General features: G+C 64.8%; 19 protein-coding genes. 8 read left to right on the forward strand and 11 right to left on the reverse strand.

Features of this window, described 5'->3' with window-relative positions; genetic code table 11:
- Positions 1 to 34 precede the first annotated feature (34 nt).
- The 4 genes from C7W88_RS04175 to C7W88_RS24320 all read left to right on the forward strand — a co-directional run bounded on the left by C7W88_RS04175 (position 35) and on the right by C7W88_RS24320 (position 2,906).
- Positions 35 to 697, forward strand: coding sequence for a DUF4136 domain-containing protein (locus tag C7W88_RS04175; RefSeq protein ID WP_118072597.1), 663 nt, complete (start codon positions 35 to 37; stop codon positions 695 to 697).
- Between the two features lie 120 nt (positions 698 to 817).
- Positions 818 to 1,372, forward strand: a complete 555-nt coding sequence (locus C7W88_RS04180) for a DUF4136 domain-containing protein (RefSeq protein WP_240344812.1) — start codon at positions 818 to 820, stop codon at positions 1,370 to 1,372.
- Positions 1,369 to 2,499, forward strand: coding sequence for a M14-type cytosolic carboxypeptidase (locus C7W88_RS04185; protein ID WP_118072598.1), 1,131 nt, complete (start codon positions 1,369 to 1,371; stop codon positions 2,497 to 2,499). The genes C7W88_RS04180 and C7W88_RS04185 overlap by 4 nt, the downstream gene beginning before the upstream one ends.
- A 275-nt stretch (positions 2,500 to 2,774) precedes the next feature.
- Complete coding sequence (locus C7W88_RS24320) at positions 2,775 to 2,906, forward strand: hypothetical protein (protein ID WP_255418793.1); 132 nt, start codon at positions 2,775 to 2,777, stop codon at positions 2,904 to 2,906.
- A 53-nt stretch (positions 2,907 to 2,959) separates the two neighbouring features.
- Here C7W88_RS24320 and C7W88_RS04190 read toward each other — a convergent pair whose 3' ends face one another.
- The 3 genes from C7W88_RS04190 to arsC all read right to left on the reverse strand — a co-directional run bounded on the left by C7W88_RS04190 (position 2,960) and on the right by arsC (position 4,708).
- Positions 2,960 to 3,616, reverse strand: coding sequence for a hypothetical protein (locus tag C7W88_RS04190; protein WP_118072599.1), 657 nt, complete (start codon positions 3,614 to 3,616; stop codon positions 2,960 to 2,962).
- Positions 3,617 to 3,742: 126 nt separating this feature from the next.
- Complete coding sequence (locus tag C7W88_RS04195; protein WP_118074567.1) at positions 3,743 to 4,264, reverse strand: GNAT family N-acetyltransferase; 522 nt, start codon at positions 4,262 to 4,264, stop codon at positions 3,743 to 3,745.
- Positions 4,265 to 4,366: 102 nt separating this feature from the next.
- Positions 4,367 to 4,708: an arsenate reductase (glutaredoxin) gene (arsC, locus tag C7W88_RS04200; protein WP_118074568.1), complete on the reverse strand. Its 342-nt coding sequence runs from the start codon at positions 4,706 to 4,708 to the stop codon at positions 4,367 to 4,369.
- 187 nt (positions 4,709 to 4,895) lie between these two features.
- Between arsC and C7W88_RS04205 the strand changes: the two genes are divergently transcribed.
- Positions 4,896 to 6,977, forward strand: a complete 2,082-nt coding sequence (locus C7W88_RS04205) for a TonB-dependent siderophore receptor (protein WP_240344813.1) — start codon at positions 4,896 to 4,898, stop codon at positions 6,975 to 6,977.
- Between the two features lie 53 nt (positions 6,978 to 7,030).
- Here the strand turns inward: C7W88_RS04205 and C7W88_RS04210 are convergent, their stop codons facing one another.
- Together C7W88_RS04210 and C7W88_RS04215 are read right to left on the reverse strand one after the other, a co-directional pair.
- On the reverse strand, positions 7,031 to 7,540 hold the full coding sequence (locus C7W88_RS04210; RefSeq protein ID WP_118072600.1) for a (2Fe-2S)-binding protein: 510 nt from the start codon (positions 7,538 to 7,540) through the stop codon (positions 7,031 to 7,033).
- A 32-nt stretch (positions 7,541 to 7,572) separates the two neighbouring features.
- Positions 7,573 to 8,337, reverse strand: coding sequence for a class II aldolase/adducin family protein (locus tag C7W88_RS04215; protein WP_118072601.1), 765 nt, complete (start codon positions 8,335 to 8,337; stop codon positions 7,573 to 7,575).
- A gap of 28 nt (positions 8,338 to 8,365) precedes the next feature.
- Between C7W88_RS04215 and C7W88_RS04220 the strand changes: the two genes are divergently transcribed.
- Complete coding sequence (locus tag C7W88_RS04220) at positions 8,366 to 9,019, forward strand: SOS response-associated peptidase (protein WP_118074570.1); 654 nt, start codon at positions 8,366 to 8,368, stop codon at positions 9,017 to 9,019.
- Between the two features lie 3 nt (positions 9,020 to 9,022).
- Here the strand turns inward: C7W88_RS04220 and C7W88_RS23465 are convergent, their stop codons facing one another.
- A complete protein-coding gene (locus tag C7W88_RS23465) occupies positions 9,023 to 9,298 on the reverse strand; it encodes a hypothetical protein (protein ID WP_240344815.1) in 276 nt (91 codons plus the stop codon).
- Positions 9,262 to 9,714 carry an HPP family protein gene (locus C7W88_RS04225; protein WP_240344816.1) on the reverse strand — a complete coding sequence of 151 codons (453 nt, stop codon included), beginning with the start codon at positions 9,712 to 9,714 and terminating at the stop codon, positions 9,262 to 9,264. The genes C7W88_RS23465 and C7W88_RS04225 overlap by 37 nt, the downstream gene beginning before the upstream one ends.
- 48 nt (positions 9,715 to 9,762) lie before the next feature.
- Here C7W88_RS04225 and C7W88_RS04230 point away from each other — a divergent pair, with 48 nt between their 5' ends.
- Positions 9,763 to 11,055 (forward strand): chloride channel protein, encoded by a 1,293-nt coding sequence (locus C7W88_RS04230; RefSeq protein WP_118072602.1) that lies wholly within the window; start codon positions 9,763 to 9,765, stop codon positions 11,053 to 11,055.
- Positions 11,056 to 11,254: 199 nt separating this feature from the next.
- Here C7W88_RS04230 and rpsI read toward each other — a convergent pair whose 3' ends face one another.
- The 4 genes from rpsI to C7W88_RS04250 all read right to left on the reverse strand — a co-directional run bounded on the left by rpsI (position 11,255) and on the right by C7W88_RS04250 (position 13,813).
- The gene (rpsI, locus tag C7W88_RS04235) at positions 11,255 to 11,794 is read right to left on the reverse strand and encodes a 30S ribosomal protein S9 (protein WP_039332972.1); all 540 of its coding nucleotides are present in this window, start codon (positions 11,792 to 11,794) and stop codon (positions 11,255 to 11,257) included.
- Positions 11,795 to 11,796: 2 nt separating this feature from the next.
- On the reverse strand, positions 11,797 to 12,276 hold the full coding sequence (gene rplM / locus C7W88_RS04240; protein WP_039332974.1) for a 50S ribosomal protein L13: 480 nt from the start codon (positions 12,274 to 12,276) through the stop codon (positions 11,797 to 11,799).
- Between the two features lie 137 nt (positions 12,277 to 12,413).
- Complete coding sequence (gene cutA, locus C7W88_RS04245; protein WP_118072603.1) at positions 12,414 to 12,740, reverse strand: divalent-cation tolerance protein CutA; 327 nt, start codon at positions 12,738 to 12,740, stop codon at positions 12,414 to 12,416.
- Complete coding sequence (locus C7W88_RS04250) at positions 12,737 to 13,813, reverse strand: COX15/CtaA family protein (protein ID WP_118072604.1); 1,077 nt, start codon at positions 13,811 to 13,813, stop codon at positions 12,737 to 12,739. The genes cutA and C7W88_RS04250 overlap by 4 nt, the downstream gene beginning before the upstream one ends.
- Before the next feature lie 131 nt (positions 13,814 to 13,944).
- Between C7W88_RS04250 and C7W88_RS04255 the strand changes: the two genes are divergently transcribed.
- Complete coding sequence (locus C7W88_RS04255) at positions 13,945 to 14,316, forward strand: MerC domain-containing protein (protein ID WP_118072605.1); 372 nt, start codon at positions 13,945 to 13,947, stop codon at positions 14,314 to 14,316.
- Positions 14,317 to 14,337: the final 21 nt, after the last annotated feature.

Here is a 14,337-nt window from a genome sequence, read left to right on the forward strand (position 1 = left end):
GGGTCGCGCCTCACCCCTTACGGGAAAATTACGAATGAAAGCCAAACCGATCTTGTCCGCAATCGCCATCGTCGCGGCGAGCACCAGCGCGTTGGCCCAGCCCGTGCCGATGGGCGGGCGGTGGGACAGTCCGATGGACCAGCGGATCGGGCGACAGAATGCCGAGCCTTCGCGCAAGGTCGAGGTCGAGGCGTTCCAGGCGGCGGATGCTGCGGCGCTGCTGGGCAAGGGACCGATCACCGTGGCTGCGGCCGAAGGCGCGGAGGCCGAATGGAAGCTGCCGGTCTATGAGGCCGCGGTCGTCGACCAGCTGGCCAAGCTTGGTTATCAGACAGCGGTGAGCGGGGCCGAGGGCGGGCAAGTGGCGCAGATCGGCATCCGCCACGAACAGGTCATGCCCGAAGAGCCCAAGCGCAAGCCGGTTTCGGGGGCGATGGAAGTGGGCGTCTCCAACCGCGGCAACTACACCGCGATGGCGCTGAACATCGACCTGACCAAGGCGAAGAAAGCGATCGTCTCCACCCGGCTCGACGTGCGCATCCGCGACAAGGCGACCAACCGCGTACTGTGGGAAGGGCACGCCGAAACGCAGACGCGCGAGGACGACGATGGGCTGAACAACGGCGCCGTGGCGGCAAGGCTGGCCTCGGCGCTGTTTGCGAAATTTGCCGACGCGCAGGTGGTTCCGGCGAGCTGACTGGAGCAGGTGTGCCAATTGGCATTGCGGGAAAGGCCGCGGCGTAGCACCAGCTGCGCCATGATCATGGGACGCAGAATGATGAAACGCCTAAGCGCTGCAGTTGCACTCGGTGCCCTGATGGCAACGCCAGTTCTGGCCAAGCCCGCGCCGATTGACGTGACCCGCTTCCACACCGCGCAGACGCTGCCCCGGCTGAAAGGGGCGGCGGTGATAGTCGAGGCGGCGCCCGGCGGCGATCAGGCCAGTCTTGAGAACCAGGTTTGGCTGGCCGCCGTGCAGAAGGAACTCTTCGCCAGCGGCTTTGGCAGTGCGACCCCAGGCGCGGCGGATGCGGTGGCCGAAGTGCGCGTCGACCGCGAGGTGCTCAAGCGCGAGAAGCAGCGCGGGCCAGTGAGCGTCGGCGTTGGCGGATCGACCGGCAGCTATGGCGGCGGCGTCGGGCTGGGCGTCGGCATCAACCTTGGCGGGGGTCCGAAGGAATACGTGGTGACGCAGCTTTCGGTGCGCATCCGTGACCGCCGGACCGGCGAGGCGCTGTGGGAAGGCCGCGCCGAAAATCGTGAAAAGGCCAAGGCCAAGGAAGCCGAGCCGGCGCTTGCAGCACCCCGTCTGGCGCATGCCCTGTTCTCGGGCTTCCCCGGCACGTCAGGGGATACTATCACTGTCAAATGACAGATATCCGCATCAATGCCGCATTCGATTCCGGCAATATCGAAGTTCTTGAGGTTTCGGGCGCGAGCGCGAAGCTTTCGATCCGCAAGGACCGCGATTCGGAGTTCTTCCAGTGGTTCCACTTCCGCGTCGATGGTGCGGCAGGGCGCGAGCTGGAGCTGAAGATCACCGGGCTTGGCTGTTCCGCCTATCCGGGCGGATGGCCGGGATACCGCGCGGCGTTTTCGGAAGACCGCGAATACTGGGGCCGCACTGAGACCACTTACGATCCGGGCGAGGACGGCGGCACGCTGACCATCCGCCACGCTCCGCAAGCCGGCACCTGCTGGTTCGCCTATTTCGCACCCTATTCGATGGAGCGGCATCACGATCTGGTGGCGCAGACGGCGGCGCTGCCCGGCGTCACCCATCGCAACCTCGGCACCAGCATCGAGGGGCAGCCGATCGACTGCCTCGAAGTGGGCGAGGGTCCGAAACAGGTCTGGCTCTATGCCCGCCAGCATCCCGGCGAATCGATGGCCGAGTGGTGGATGGAAGGCGCGCTGGACCTTTTGACCGACCCGGCCGATCCGCATGGCCGGAAGCTGCGCCAGCTGTGCCGCTTCCACGTGGTGCCCAATGCCAATCCGGACGGGTCGTGCCGCGGCCACTTGCGTACCAATGCCGTGGGCGTGAACCTCAACCGCGAATGGCACGAGCCGACGCCGGAACGCTCGCCCGAAGTGCTGGCGATCCGCAATGCGATGGACGAGAGCGGCGTGGACTTTGCCATGGACGTCCACGGCGACGAGGCGATCCCGCACGTGTTCCTGGCAGGGTTCGAGGGAATCCCTTCGTGGAGCGACGAGCTTGGCGCGTCCTACGAGCGCTATCGCCGCATCCTCGAACGCCGCACGCCCGATTTCCAGACGCGGCGGGGCTATCCGATTGCCGCGCCGGGCCGGGCCAACCTGACGATGTCGACCAACCAGGTCGCCCACCGCTTCGGCTGCGTGGCGATGACGCTGGAAATGCCGTTCAAGGACAACGACGACCTGCCCTGCAGGGAGCAGGGCTGGAGCCCGGAACGCTCGAAGCTGCTGGCGCGCGATTGCCTGGCGTCGCTGCTGGAGTGGCTTCAGGACTGATCTCCCCCCTCCCGCATGCGGGAGGGGCCGGGAGTGGGCGTGCGACTTGTGCGGCAATGGAGGACCGAAGGTCTTTCCGGATTATCTCACGCAAAGCCGCAAAGACGCGAAGATGTGCGCTTCGTTCGAGGTCGCCTGATCCGTATGACGTTTCGGCTGGGTGGAAGCTTGAGGCAGACGCGGCCTCTTTGCGTCTTCGCGGCTTTGCGTGCGAATAATCCTCGCCAGGCGACCCCTTTACGCAAAGTTAAGAGATCAGGGCGCATGGCTCGGACATGGCCCGCACCATCGCCCTCATCCACGCGCCCCTCGCCGACTTTTCGGCGGTTGAACTGGCGCGCAAGGCGATCGTGCTTGGCTGCGCTGCGGCGCTGATCATGGCGGGCAAGCCGTTTTTGTTTTTCTGATCGGGTAACGCCTACCCTCGGGCAATTGCGGAGGCCGAAACCCACTCGCTGCCTTAGTCGCCAAGCTCCAGAACCCGTTTTGCCGCAAACCAAGTGCGCCAATCGAAGGGAGCATCGCTCAGCGATCCAGACAAAGTCTCGGCCAGCAGACTCATCAAATCGGCGTAGTGGCTCATGCAAGCGGCATTTCCCGATGCTCCGACCACGGCGCGCTGCTGCCAGCGCTCGAACATGAGTCCTGTGCCGTCAAGACAGTGCAATGCCTCGCCCCGGTACCCCTTCACCTTCTTGTCAAAGACATCGAAAAACAGTTTTGCATCGGCTTTGTTAAGCGAGAAGCTTCTCTCGTAGGCTGGACCTGTCCCATCGTATACAATTGCGTAGATTGCACCTTTGGCTGAGCCATCACTAAGATTTTCCAGCGAAATCTGGTACCGCCAACGAGGCCACTCCGACATCACCAGCCGCAAGCCACCTTTCGCTTCCGGGTCGAGTTTATGGCGTTTCTCGAACTCACGAATGACTGTCAGATCAGTATCGTGCCATTCTCCGCCAACGGCGAATTGGCGCACTTGGGTAGTTCGGCTGTATTGGCGGTCGATTTCATCCCACACCAATAGTCCGATACCATAGAACACGACAGCGACGGCCAAGAAGATCGCCGCCTTGGCAACGATATTGCGAGCAGATTTGCCGTTATCCTTGATCACAGACGCGAGCTAACCGCAGGTCAGCCAATTCGACAACGATATTTGACGATTCTACGCAAGATCTTAAGGGTTTTACAGTCCGTTGAGGCGTTCGGTTTGTCCGTCGGAAGGTAGCCACCCGACCGTTTAGCCGATCGAAAGCGGGGCGATGTGTCGTGTCATCCAGCGTGCCTGCGATCCATAGACCGCAACCCTGGCTTCAAGCTCAGCTGACACTTCTGCTTCAGCGAAGCCAAGTGATTGCCAATAGGGCGCGGCGCCTTCCACAGCGATCAATTCTGCGCAAAGCAATTTCTGGTCGGCAGCCAGTTCGAAGGCGCGGTTCACCAAACGTCGTCCGAGCGCCAAACCGCGTCCGTTCGCGCCGACGGCAAGATCATGGATGAAAAGGACTTCGCTCAGAGCTGAGGGCGACAGAATGGCGCCTATGGGTGGCGGGCTCTGCCGCGGCCAGCCATGAGCAAGCAGATATCCTGCCAATTCTCCATCCGAAACAGCTGCCAGGGAGAATTGCGCCGAGGCGTCGAGCCGGCTCGCGAAGGCGTCGGCGGGTTCGACAAGAAAGGATGGATAGACCTGTGACTGGATTGCCAGCGCGGCAGGCAAGTCACGCCGCTCCAACTGCCGTATGACGAGGTCCTTGGACATTACGCGACCCTTTTCGAACTCATCTGGCGCATTCGTAAAGTCCGGCTGCATATGTATAGGGTGGCCGGCGCAAGATCATAGGCGCCGCCCTTCCCCCGCTTCTTACAAAATCTCCAGCACCTTTTCCTTCGGGCGGCACAGGCGCACGCCCTTGTCCGTCTCCACCAGCGGGCGTTCGATCAGTTTGGGTTCGGCGGCCATGGCGGCGAGGACGGCGGCGTCGTCGGCTGCGGGGAGGCCGCGCTCTTCGGCGTCGGTGCCGCGCAGGCGGAGGCCATGTTGCGGGGTTATCCCTGCGTCGCGGTAGAGCTGGGCGAGCTTTTCGGCGGTGGGCGGGGTCTTGAGGTATTCGATCACCGTCACCTCCGCGCCCGCTTCCTGCAGCATCGCCAACGTGTTGCGCGAGGTGCCGCAATTGGGGTTGTGCCAGATCGTTGCCTTCATCGGTGCCTCCTGCAGGTGCGTTTCAAGCGTCATAGCCCCGCAAACACTGGCCGCAACGCCTGCGTCTTGATGCAGGTCAATGTTATTGCGAAAAATTCGCAAAAATTGGCTTGCAAGTGCGATTGAGTCGCAATACTCGCCCTCTTGCGAATGATTATCGCAAGCGTTGAATGCCAAGGGGACTACCGTGAACCGTTTTTCCAGTCTGCTGCTCGCCGGAACCATGTTGATGCCCTCTGCCGCCTTTGCAGAGGAACTGGTGCCCGCCGATGCCGCGCTGGATGCAGAGAGCGGCAACACGGTGATCGTGGTGACCGGCACTGCCGACGGCTATCGCCCGGTCGATGCCAATGCGGTGAAGACGCCCACCCCGCTGGTCAACGTGCCGCAGACCATCACCGTGCTTACGCGCGAGCAGCTTGACGATCAGGGCATCACCCAGCTTGGCGATGCGCTACGCTATGTCCCAGGCGTGGTGCTTGGCCAGGGCGAAGGCCACCGCGACCAGATCACCATTCGCGGCCAGAACACCACGGCAGATTTCTATTTCGATGGCTTGCGCGACGACACGCAGTACTACCGCTCGCTCTACAACATCGAGCGCGTCGAAGTGCTGAAGGGTGCCAATGCGCTGCTGTTCGGCCGTGGCGGCGGCGGCGGCGTGATCAACCGCGTCAGCAAGACGCCTGACCTTGACCGCACCAAGGGCCAGGCCAGCGCCAATGTCGACAGCTTCGGCGCGTTCGCCCTTGCCGCCGACTGGAACCAGCCCTTCACAGAAACGGTCGGCGGGCGCCTGAATGCCACTTACGAGGAATTCGACAACCACCGCCAGGAGTTCGAGGGGCGCTTCATCGGCGTGAACCCGACCATGGCCTTCCAGCCCGGCGAAGCCACGCGGATCGAGCTGTCCTACAACTACGACGATGATCGCCGCATCACCGATCGCGGCGTGCCCTCGCTGAACGGCAAGCCGCTGACCGGCTATGACGATACCTTCTTCGGCCGCGCCGATACCAACATCGCCACGGTGAAGGCGCACATCGCGCAGGCCCGGCTCGACCACGAACTGGCCGAGAACCTGAGCTTCAACGTGCTTGGCCAGTACAGCCACACCGACAAGCTCTATGGCAACATCTTCGCCAGCGGCGCCGTGAACACCACGAACAACACCGTCGCGCTTGCCGGATACGAGAGCGGCACCGTACGCGGCAGCTGGATCGGGCAGGCGAACCTCGTCTGGACCGGACAGACCGGCGGGATCGGCCACACTCTGCTGGCAGGGGTCGAATTTGCCGATCAGGACACACTCGCCACGCGCCGCAACACCCCCAGCGGCAGCGTGACACTGGCCCGACGGCTGACCGTGCCCGCGCTGGCCTATGGCGCGCTCGTGTCGAACAGCAACACCGATGTGCGCACGATCTCGGCCTATATCCAGGACCAGATCGAGCTGGCCTCGTTCCTGCAGGTCGTCGCAGGCGTTCGCTATGACGAGTTCCGCATCACCGGCCGCAATGCGATCAACGGCGTGGGCGCATCGCGCACCGACCGCAAGTGGTCGCCGCGCTTTGGCGTGATCCTCAAGCCGCAGGAGAACGTCAGCTTCTATGGCAGCTTCACCCGCACGTTCCTGCCACAATCGGGCGACCAGTTCGGCGCGCTCGATCCGGTGCAGGCGACGCTTGCGCCCGAAAGCTTCGAGAACATCGAGGCGGGGGTGAAGTGGGACGTGAACCCGAACCTTGCATTCACGGCAGCGGTCTATCAGCTCGATCGCGACAATTCGCGCTTCAACAACCCGGTTACCGGCTTGCCCGAGCTTTCGGGCAAGACCCGGGCCAAGGGTGTCGAATTGTCGCTGGCGGGCCGTGTGCTCCCCGACTTGCAGGTGAGCCTGGGCTATACGCTGCAGGATGGCGAAGTGCGTTCGCAGACCACGGCTGCGCCTGCCGGGCGCAAGCTCTCGCAGCTGCCGCGCCATCAGGCATCGGCATGGACGCGCTATGACGTGACCAACAAGCTCGGCCTCGGCCTCGGGCTGACGCACCAGTCGAAGAGCTTCACCACGATCAGCAATGCGGTGACGCTGCCGGCGTTCACCCGCGTCGACGCAGCGGTGTTCTACGATCTGTCGGAGAACCTTTCGATCCAGCTCAACGTCGAGAACCTGACCGACACCGACTACTTCCCCGCCGCACACACCGACAACAACATCTCTACCGGCGAGCCGCTCAACGCCCGCCTGACGGTACGCGCGAAGTTCTGAAACACCCCCGGCGCTCTCCCCTTCCCCCTCGCGAGGGGAGGGCGCCACCCTTTTCAGCCTGCGCCGGGCGCGACGATCGCCGGTGGCGGGGCGGCACTGATCGTCTCCTCGCCGCGCATGACGCGGGCCGCGCGCTGGATCGCACGGGTCAGGCGCGGATAGACGCCGCAGCGGCAGATGTTGGTGATGGCGCGGGCGATGTCTTCATCACTCGGGCTGGCGTTACTGGTCAGCAGCGCGGCTGCGGCCATGACGATGCCGGGCGTACAGAACCCGCACTGGATCGCCTGTTCGGCTACCAAGGCCTGCTGCACCGGGTGCGAGCGGTCACCCGACAAGCCTTCGATGGTGGTAACGCTACGCCCCTCGGCCTCGCCCAGCGACAGGGTGCAGCTGGGCATAGCCTGCCCATCGACGATGACCATGCAGGCGCCGCATTCGCCGGTGCCGCAGCCATATTTGGTGCCGGTGAGGTTCGCCGCATCGCGCAGCGCCCAGAGCAACGGGGTATCGTCCTCGAGACGATACTGCACGGGCTGGTTGTTGACGGTGAGGCGGGCCATGGCCGTGGCTTAGCCCGCCGCGCCCGTTTCGATCAATCCCGCCAGCTGCGGTCGATCCGGTCGATGCGGCGGGTCCATGCGGCAAAGTCCGCCTCGCCGACGCGACCGCCGGCGCTGACCTGCGAAAGATCGCGCTGGTGCACCTTGATGACATCCTCGCCGACATGGATTGGCGGGCGGCCCATCGACAGCGTCGCCATCTGGATCTCACAGGCGCGCTGCAGGCTCCACTGCGTGATGAACATCTGCTGCAGCGTCTGGGCCAGCACCACCGGACCATGGTTGCGCAGCATCAGCACGCGCTTGTCGCCAAGGTTGGCCAGCAGGCGCTCGCCTTCCTCGGCGCGGACGGTGACGCCTTCGAAATCGTGATAGGCGAGCTGGCCGGCGAAGTTGCAGGCGTAGAAGTTGATCGGCATCAGCCCTTCTTCAAGGCTGCACACTGCCATCGTCTCGGTCGTATGGACGTGAGAGATGGCGTGGGCCCAAGGCAGGTGGCGGTGGAAGTAGGCGTGCTGGGTGAAGCCTGCCTGGTTCACCGGATAGGGGCTGTCGTCGAGCTTGTTGCCGTCGATGTCGATCTTGACGAGGTTTGAGGCGGTAACCTCGCTGTAGAGCAGGCCGAACGGGTTGATCAGGAAGGCGCCTTCCTGATCCGGCACTTTCAACGAGATGTGGTTGTAGATCGATTCGGACCAGCCAAGGTGATCATAGATGCGGTAGCAGGCGGCGAGTTCCTGCCGGGCATGCCATTCGGCATCGCTGCATTCGATATTCGGCCGCAAATGGGTGGCCATGGCGCTCTCCCGCACATATCTGGTTGTTATGTGCAACTTGTATCGCATGACCAGCAACGTGCAAGCCATCGCGCAGATGTTCGCGCCACTGGCGAATGCGCAGGTCAATCTCCCGGCGTTTTCGGAGATCTACCCCGACGCCGAGGCGCCCGTGCTGATCGCGCGCGGGCCGACGCGCAGGCTGGGCACGATGCGCTGGGGCTGGCCTCCTTTCGGCGAAGTGAAGCGCCCGGTGACCAACATCCGCAACCTCGCCTCGCCGATGTGGCGGGCGGCGCTGGAGGACCCGAATCGGCGCTGCCTGGTGCCGGTGACGGCCTTCTCCGAGTGGTCGCAGACGCCCGATCCGGTGACCGGGCGCAAGCGCAAGCACTGGTTTGCGCTGAAGGAGCAGGAACTGTTCGCCTTCGCCGGACTGTGGCGACCGACGGCGGAAGGGCCGCGCTTTGCTTTCCTTACGTGCGAGGCCAACGCCGTGGTCGGGCGGATTCATCCAAAGGCGATGCCGGTGATCCTCGGCACGGCGGAAGCCGCGCATCAGTGGCTGACGGCGCAAGGCGATGCGGCGGCAGCGATGCAGCGCCCCTATGCCGACGCGGCGATGATGGAGATCGATGTGGCGGAAACTGCACCCGCCGCCTCCCCTGCGCCACGCAAGCCGGAGCAGCCCAGCCTGTTCTGACACCTACTTGTGATCATCCTCCCAGCGCCGCAGCACGCGGCGTTCGACCGCGCGGAACAGCGCGTCGAGATCATCGGGTTCGACGTCGAGCGTCTCGTCCCAGTCGGCAAGGACGGCGTCGAGATCTTCGCGGTCATAAGTCACGGTGCGCAAGGGCGCCGGGGATGGTGGCACGACCGGGATGTGCGGCCAGGGGTGCCCGGTCATGGCATTGTAGAGCCACCCGACGCCAGCAATGCCGATCACGTTGAGCGCAAGCGGAGCCAGTGGCCCGGGCAAATGGGCGGCAGGCGCAATCCCGGCCATGGCGCCGAGTATCGCCGCCGCGCCGCCGGGGGATGGGTACAGCGGGCGATGGCCATCACGGCAATCGCACCGCCAACTGCAAGGCTGACGGCCACGGGCGCGCCGATCCCGCCAAGCGCGCAAAGCTTGCCCACGGCCATGCCGACCAGGACCGAGATGAGATTGCCGCCGACGACCGGCCACGGTTGTGCCAGCGGACTGGCTGGCACCGCAAAGACGAGCACGGCCGAAGCCCCGACAGGAGCCATGATCCACGGCAAGCCCTCGCCTGCCGGAACCAGATGGCCGAGCAGCGCGGCAAGCGCGATGCCAAGCACTGCGCCGATCGCTCCCCGCTGCCAGCCCGTGCGGAACCAGCCGAGCCTTGAGGCCCCCGTTGCCGAACTCATTCCCGTCCTCTCCTTGTCGGCCAGTCCATGGCGGTCTAATCGCGTCGGATGCAAGTGTTTGATTTCCGCAAGGCATTCAAGGACGCCAGCCTGCCTTCGGTACGGGCGAGGGTAGCGGCGCTTGGCGGCGCGATCCTGCTCAGCGTCGTGGCGGTCCTGTTCGCGCGGGCGGGCGAGTGGGCGCAGACGCTGTTCGCCGTGCTTTACCGCGTTGCGCCGCTGAGTCCGCTGGTGCTGACGCCGCTGGTCTTTGCAGGCGTGGTCTGGGCAACGCGGCGCTGGTTTCCGGCGGCGCGCGGCTCGGGCATTCCGCAAGTCATGGCCGCCGGACACAATCCGACGGCTGCGGCGCGCGGACCGCTGGTTTCGATGAAGAGCGCGGTGGGCAAGCTGTTTGGCACCACAGCGCTGCTGCTGGTCGGCGGATCGGCGGGACGCGAAGGACCGACCGTGCAGGTGAGCGCGGCGCTGATGGTGGCGGTTCATCGCTGGCTGCGCGTGCCGGTTACGGCAGGCGTGATCATTGCCGGCGGCGCGGCGGGCGTCGCTGCGGCGTTCAACACGCCGCTGGCGGGCGTGGCTTTCGCGATCGAGGAACTGGCTTCGGCCTTCGAGCAGCGGCTGGCGGTGCTGGTCATGGCCGTGGTGATGATCGCCGGTGTGGTCAGCCTCGGCCTGGCGGGGGACTATGTCTACTTCGGCGCGATGGCACAGCGCCTGCCTTTGTCCGACCTGTTCGTGCTGGCGCCGCTGGCAGGACTGGTCGGTGGCGTGCTTGGCGGGCTGTTCTCGCGGGCTCTGATCGGGATGGCGTTTTCGCAGAGCCCGATGCTGCTGCAGGTTCGCGCCCACCCGATCCTTCTTGCCGCAGGGTGCGGACTGGTCGTGGCACTTACCGGGCTTGCCACCAGCGGGTCGAGCTGGGGCACGGGCTATGACACGACCAAGTTGCTGCTGGCAGGGGGCGATGCTTCGCTGCTGTTCGGGCCGGGCAAGTTCGTCTCGACGCTGGCAACGGCGTTGAGCGGCGCGCCGGGTGGCATCTTCGCCCCATCACTGTCCGTCGGCGCGGGCGTCGGGCAGTTGCTCGCTGCGGGCTATGCCGAGGTTGGCCCCGGGGATGCGCCGGGGGCGATCGTGGTGCTGGGGATGATCGGCTATTTCACCGGCGTCGTTCGCGCGCCGCTGACCGCCTCGATCATCATCATGGAGATGACGGCGGACCGGACGATGGTCCCGCCACTGTTCGCAACGGCACTGATCGCCGACTGGGCCAGTGCCAAGGTGTGCAAGCCCAAGCTCTACCACACGCTGGCCAAGCAGTTCGCGCCTGCCGAGTGAGCGAGCTCAAGGGGTTGGAAGCTCTCCACCCGCTGCGACTAGTTCGTCTTCGGCTCGATAAGCCTCGGTCCCTTCCCCCTTCGACAAGCTCAGGATGAGCGGGAAGGGTTGGGCATGGGCAAGCGACATGCACGCCCATGAAAAAAGGGGCCGGTCCGAAGACCAGCCCCTGATTTCGTTCTGCCTTGCGGCAAGAAGCTTAGCGCTTCGAGAACTGGAAGCTGCGGCGGGCCTTGGCCTTGCCGTACTTCTTACGTTCAACGACGCGCGGGTCGCGAGTAAGGAAGCCGGCGGCCTTCACGGCGCTGCGCAGTTCGGGTTCGAACTTCGACAGGGCCTGGGCGATGCCGTGCTTGACCGCGCCGGCCTGGCCCGAAAGACCACCACCCTTGACGGTGCAGACGATGTCGTACTGGCCTTCGCGACCGGCGACTTCGAACGGCTGGTTGATCACCAGACGCAGGGTCGGACGGGCGAAGTAGACTTCCTGATCGCGGCCGTTGACGGTGACCTTGCCCGAACCGGGCTTGAGCCACACGCGGGCCACGGCGTCCTTGCGGCGGCCGGTGGCGTAGGAACGGCCCTGCGCATCGACTTCGCGAGCGCGGATCACGGCAGCGGGGCCGGTGCGGACGGGAGCGGCTTCACCAGCTTCGGCAGGAGCAGCAGCAACCGGAGCGGCTGCGGTCAGGTCCTTGAGGTCGGCGAGGCTCGACACGGTGTTTTCGGTTTCGGCCATGATTATGCACCCACCTTGTTCTTGCGGTTCATCGAGGCGACGTCGAGCGCCACCGGCTGGGTGCCGCCATGCGGGTGCTCGGCACCGGCATAGAGGTGAAGGGCGCGCATCTGCGCACGGCCGAGCGGGCCGCGGGGAATCATGCGCTCAACCGCCTTTTCAAGCACGCGCTCGGGGAAGCGACCACCGAGGACCTTGTCCGCGGTGACTTCCTTGATGCCGCCGGCATAGCCGGTGTGCTTGTAGTAGGTCTTGTTCTTCAGCTTGTTGCCGGTGAACTTGACCTTGTCGGCGTTGATCACGACAACGTGATCGCCGCAATCGACGTGCGGGGTGTAGCTCGGCTTGTGCTTGCCGCGCAGATGGTTGGCGATGACGACGGCGAGACGGCCGACGACCATGCCTTCGGCATCGATCAGATGCCAGTTCTTCTCCACCTCGGCCGGCTTGATCGACCGGGTGACCTTGCTGAGAGCCTTCATGGCTACGGGTTCCCTGAATTCGGTGCGTCGATCCAAGCGGGAATCCGCTGCTTCACGACGAAGGAAGCGCGCCTTTGTTGCAAATGCCCGCCAGAGTCAAGCAAACTGCGGGTTTTCGGAGAGGTAAAATAATACCACTACAAATTCGGTGACCTGCAATCCCCGTCCAGCCAGCCCAGCGTCGCCGCTCCCGCCGCATCGCAGCGCCAGCCTGAAATTGCGGGCGCATCGTAGGGGTGAAGTGCCTCGAGGCGAGCGACGGCCGCGTCCAGCAGTTCTGCGCGGGTCTTGAACAGGACGGCGACTTCGCTGCCCTCGCCGCGCTCGCCGTTCCAGCGGTATAGCGAGCGAACGGCGGGGAGGATGTTGGCGCAGGCGATCAGGCGCTCTTCGAGCAGCGTGTCTGCCACAGCTTCAGCGCTTTCCGCGTCGCCGAAGGTGGACCAGATCAGCGCGGCGGTCATTTCGCAGCGTGTCTCGGGCTGCCGAGGATGTGGGCGCACCATACCGTCGTCGCCACGAGCAGCGCGCCGACGAGCTGGTGGAGGACGCCGAGCCAGATGGCGACGCCGCTCCATACCGTCAGGATGCCGAGCAGGACTTGGGTGCCGAAGACGGAGTGCAGCACGACAGAGGCCTTGCGGTCGGTCCGGCGCAGTTTGCGGGCGACGACGACCAGCACGGCAACCACGCCCCAAGCCCACCAGCGGTGGATGAAGTGGACAAGGAATGGATCAGACAGGAGCGCGTGGCCTGCGCCCATCGCCCAGTCGACGCCATCGGGATAGACCTTGCCCTGCATCAGCGGCCAGGCGTCCCAGTTGAACCAGCCGCCGCCTGCCGAAGTTCCGGCGCGCAGGCCCGCTACCAGCGCGCCGTAGAATAGCTGGAACACCAGCATGACGAGAGCGAGCAGGCCGAGGCCCCGGAGCTTCGAACGGCCCTCGCCCTTGCCCAGCGCGATCAGGTCGAGCGCGGTCCAGACGAGACCAGCGAGCGTGAACAATGCGACCAGCAGGTGCGTGGCGAGGCGGAAGTGGCTGACCTTGACGTCGTTGACGATGCCGGACTTGACCATCCACCAGCCGACTGCGCCCTGCAGCGCGCCCAGTGCCAGCAGGGCGAGCAGGCGCGGCTTGTAGCCTTCAGGGATACGGCCCTTGACCCAGAACCACGCCAGCGGTGCAGCAAAGACCAGGCCGATGGTGCGGGCGAGCAGGCGGTGGACCCACTCCCAGAAGAAGATGAACTTGTAGGTCTCGATCGTCATGCCCGCCGGGCCGTTGACCAGCTGGTACTGCGGCGTGGCGCGATAGGCGTCGAATTCCGCCTGCCACTGCGCTTCGGTGATCGGTGGCAGCGTGCCGCTGACCGGCTTCCATTCGGTAATCGATACGCCCGATTCGGTCAGGCGGGTGATGCCGCCGACGACGACGATGGCGAGGACCATGAAGGCGACGAGGAACAGCCAGCGCGACAGGGCGATGGCGTCGCTGCGAAGCTTGGGCGAGACCCCGATGGTTTTTGGGTTGCTCATGGCGCTGCCCCTGCTCCTGCCTTCGCGGAATCGCAAGAGCGATTGTCGGGCAGGGCCGTGGACCTTCGGACAGGACAGAATCTCATGAGGCCTTCTTGCGCGATGTTACATTATAACATATATGCCAGCGCATGAGTGATGCCCTGCTTGCCCTGCGTGCCCGGCTTGACCGGATCGGCGTGCTCCTTTCGGGGCTGTGCCTGATTCACTGCGTGGCAGGCCTGTTTCTTGTGGGCATGCTCGGCATTGGCGGCGGCGTGCTGCTCAATCCCGACATCCACCGCTGGGGCCTGGCATTCGCGCTGGTGATCGGCGCGGCAACCATCGGCATCGGCGCACTGCGGCACGGGCGCTTCCTGCCACTGGCGATTGGTGGGACCGGCCTTGCGCTGATGGGCGCAGCCGTCGCAGTCGGCCATGGCGACGCCGAAGTAGCGCTGACGGTGGGCGGCGTCATTCTTGTAGCCACTGCGCACTTCATCAACATGCGCGCCTCTCACTAAGGCCGTACTTGCACGCTGCCC

The organism is Novosphingobium sp. THN1, from assembly GCF_003454795.1.
GTDB lineage: Bacteria > Pseudomonadota > Alphaproteobacteria > Sphingomonadales > Sphingomonadaceae > Novosphingobium.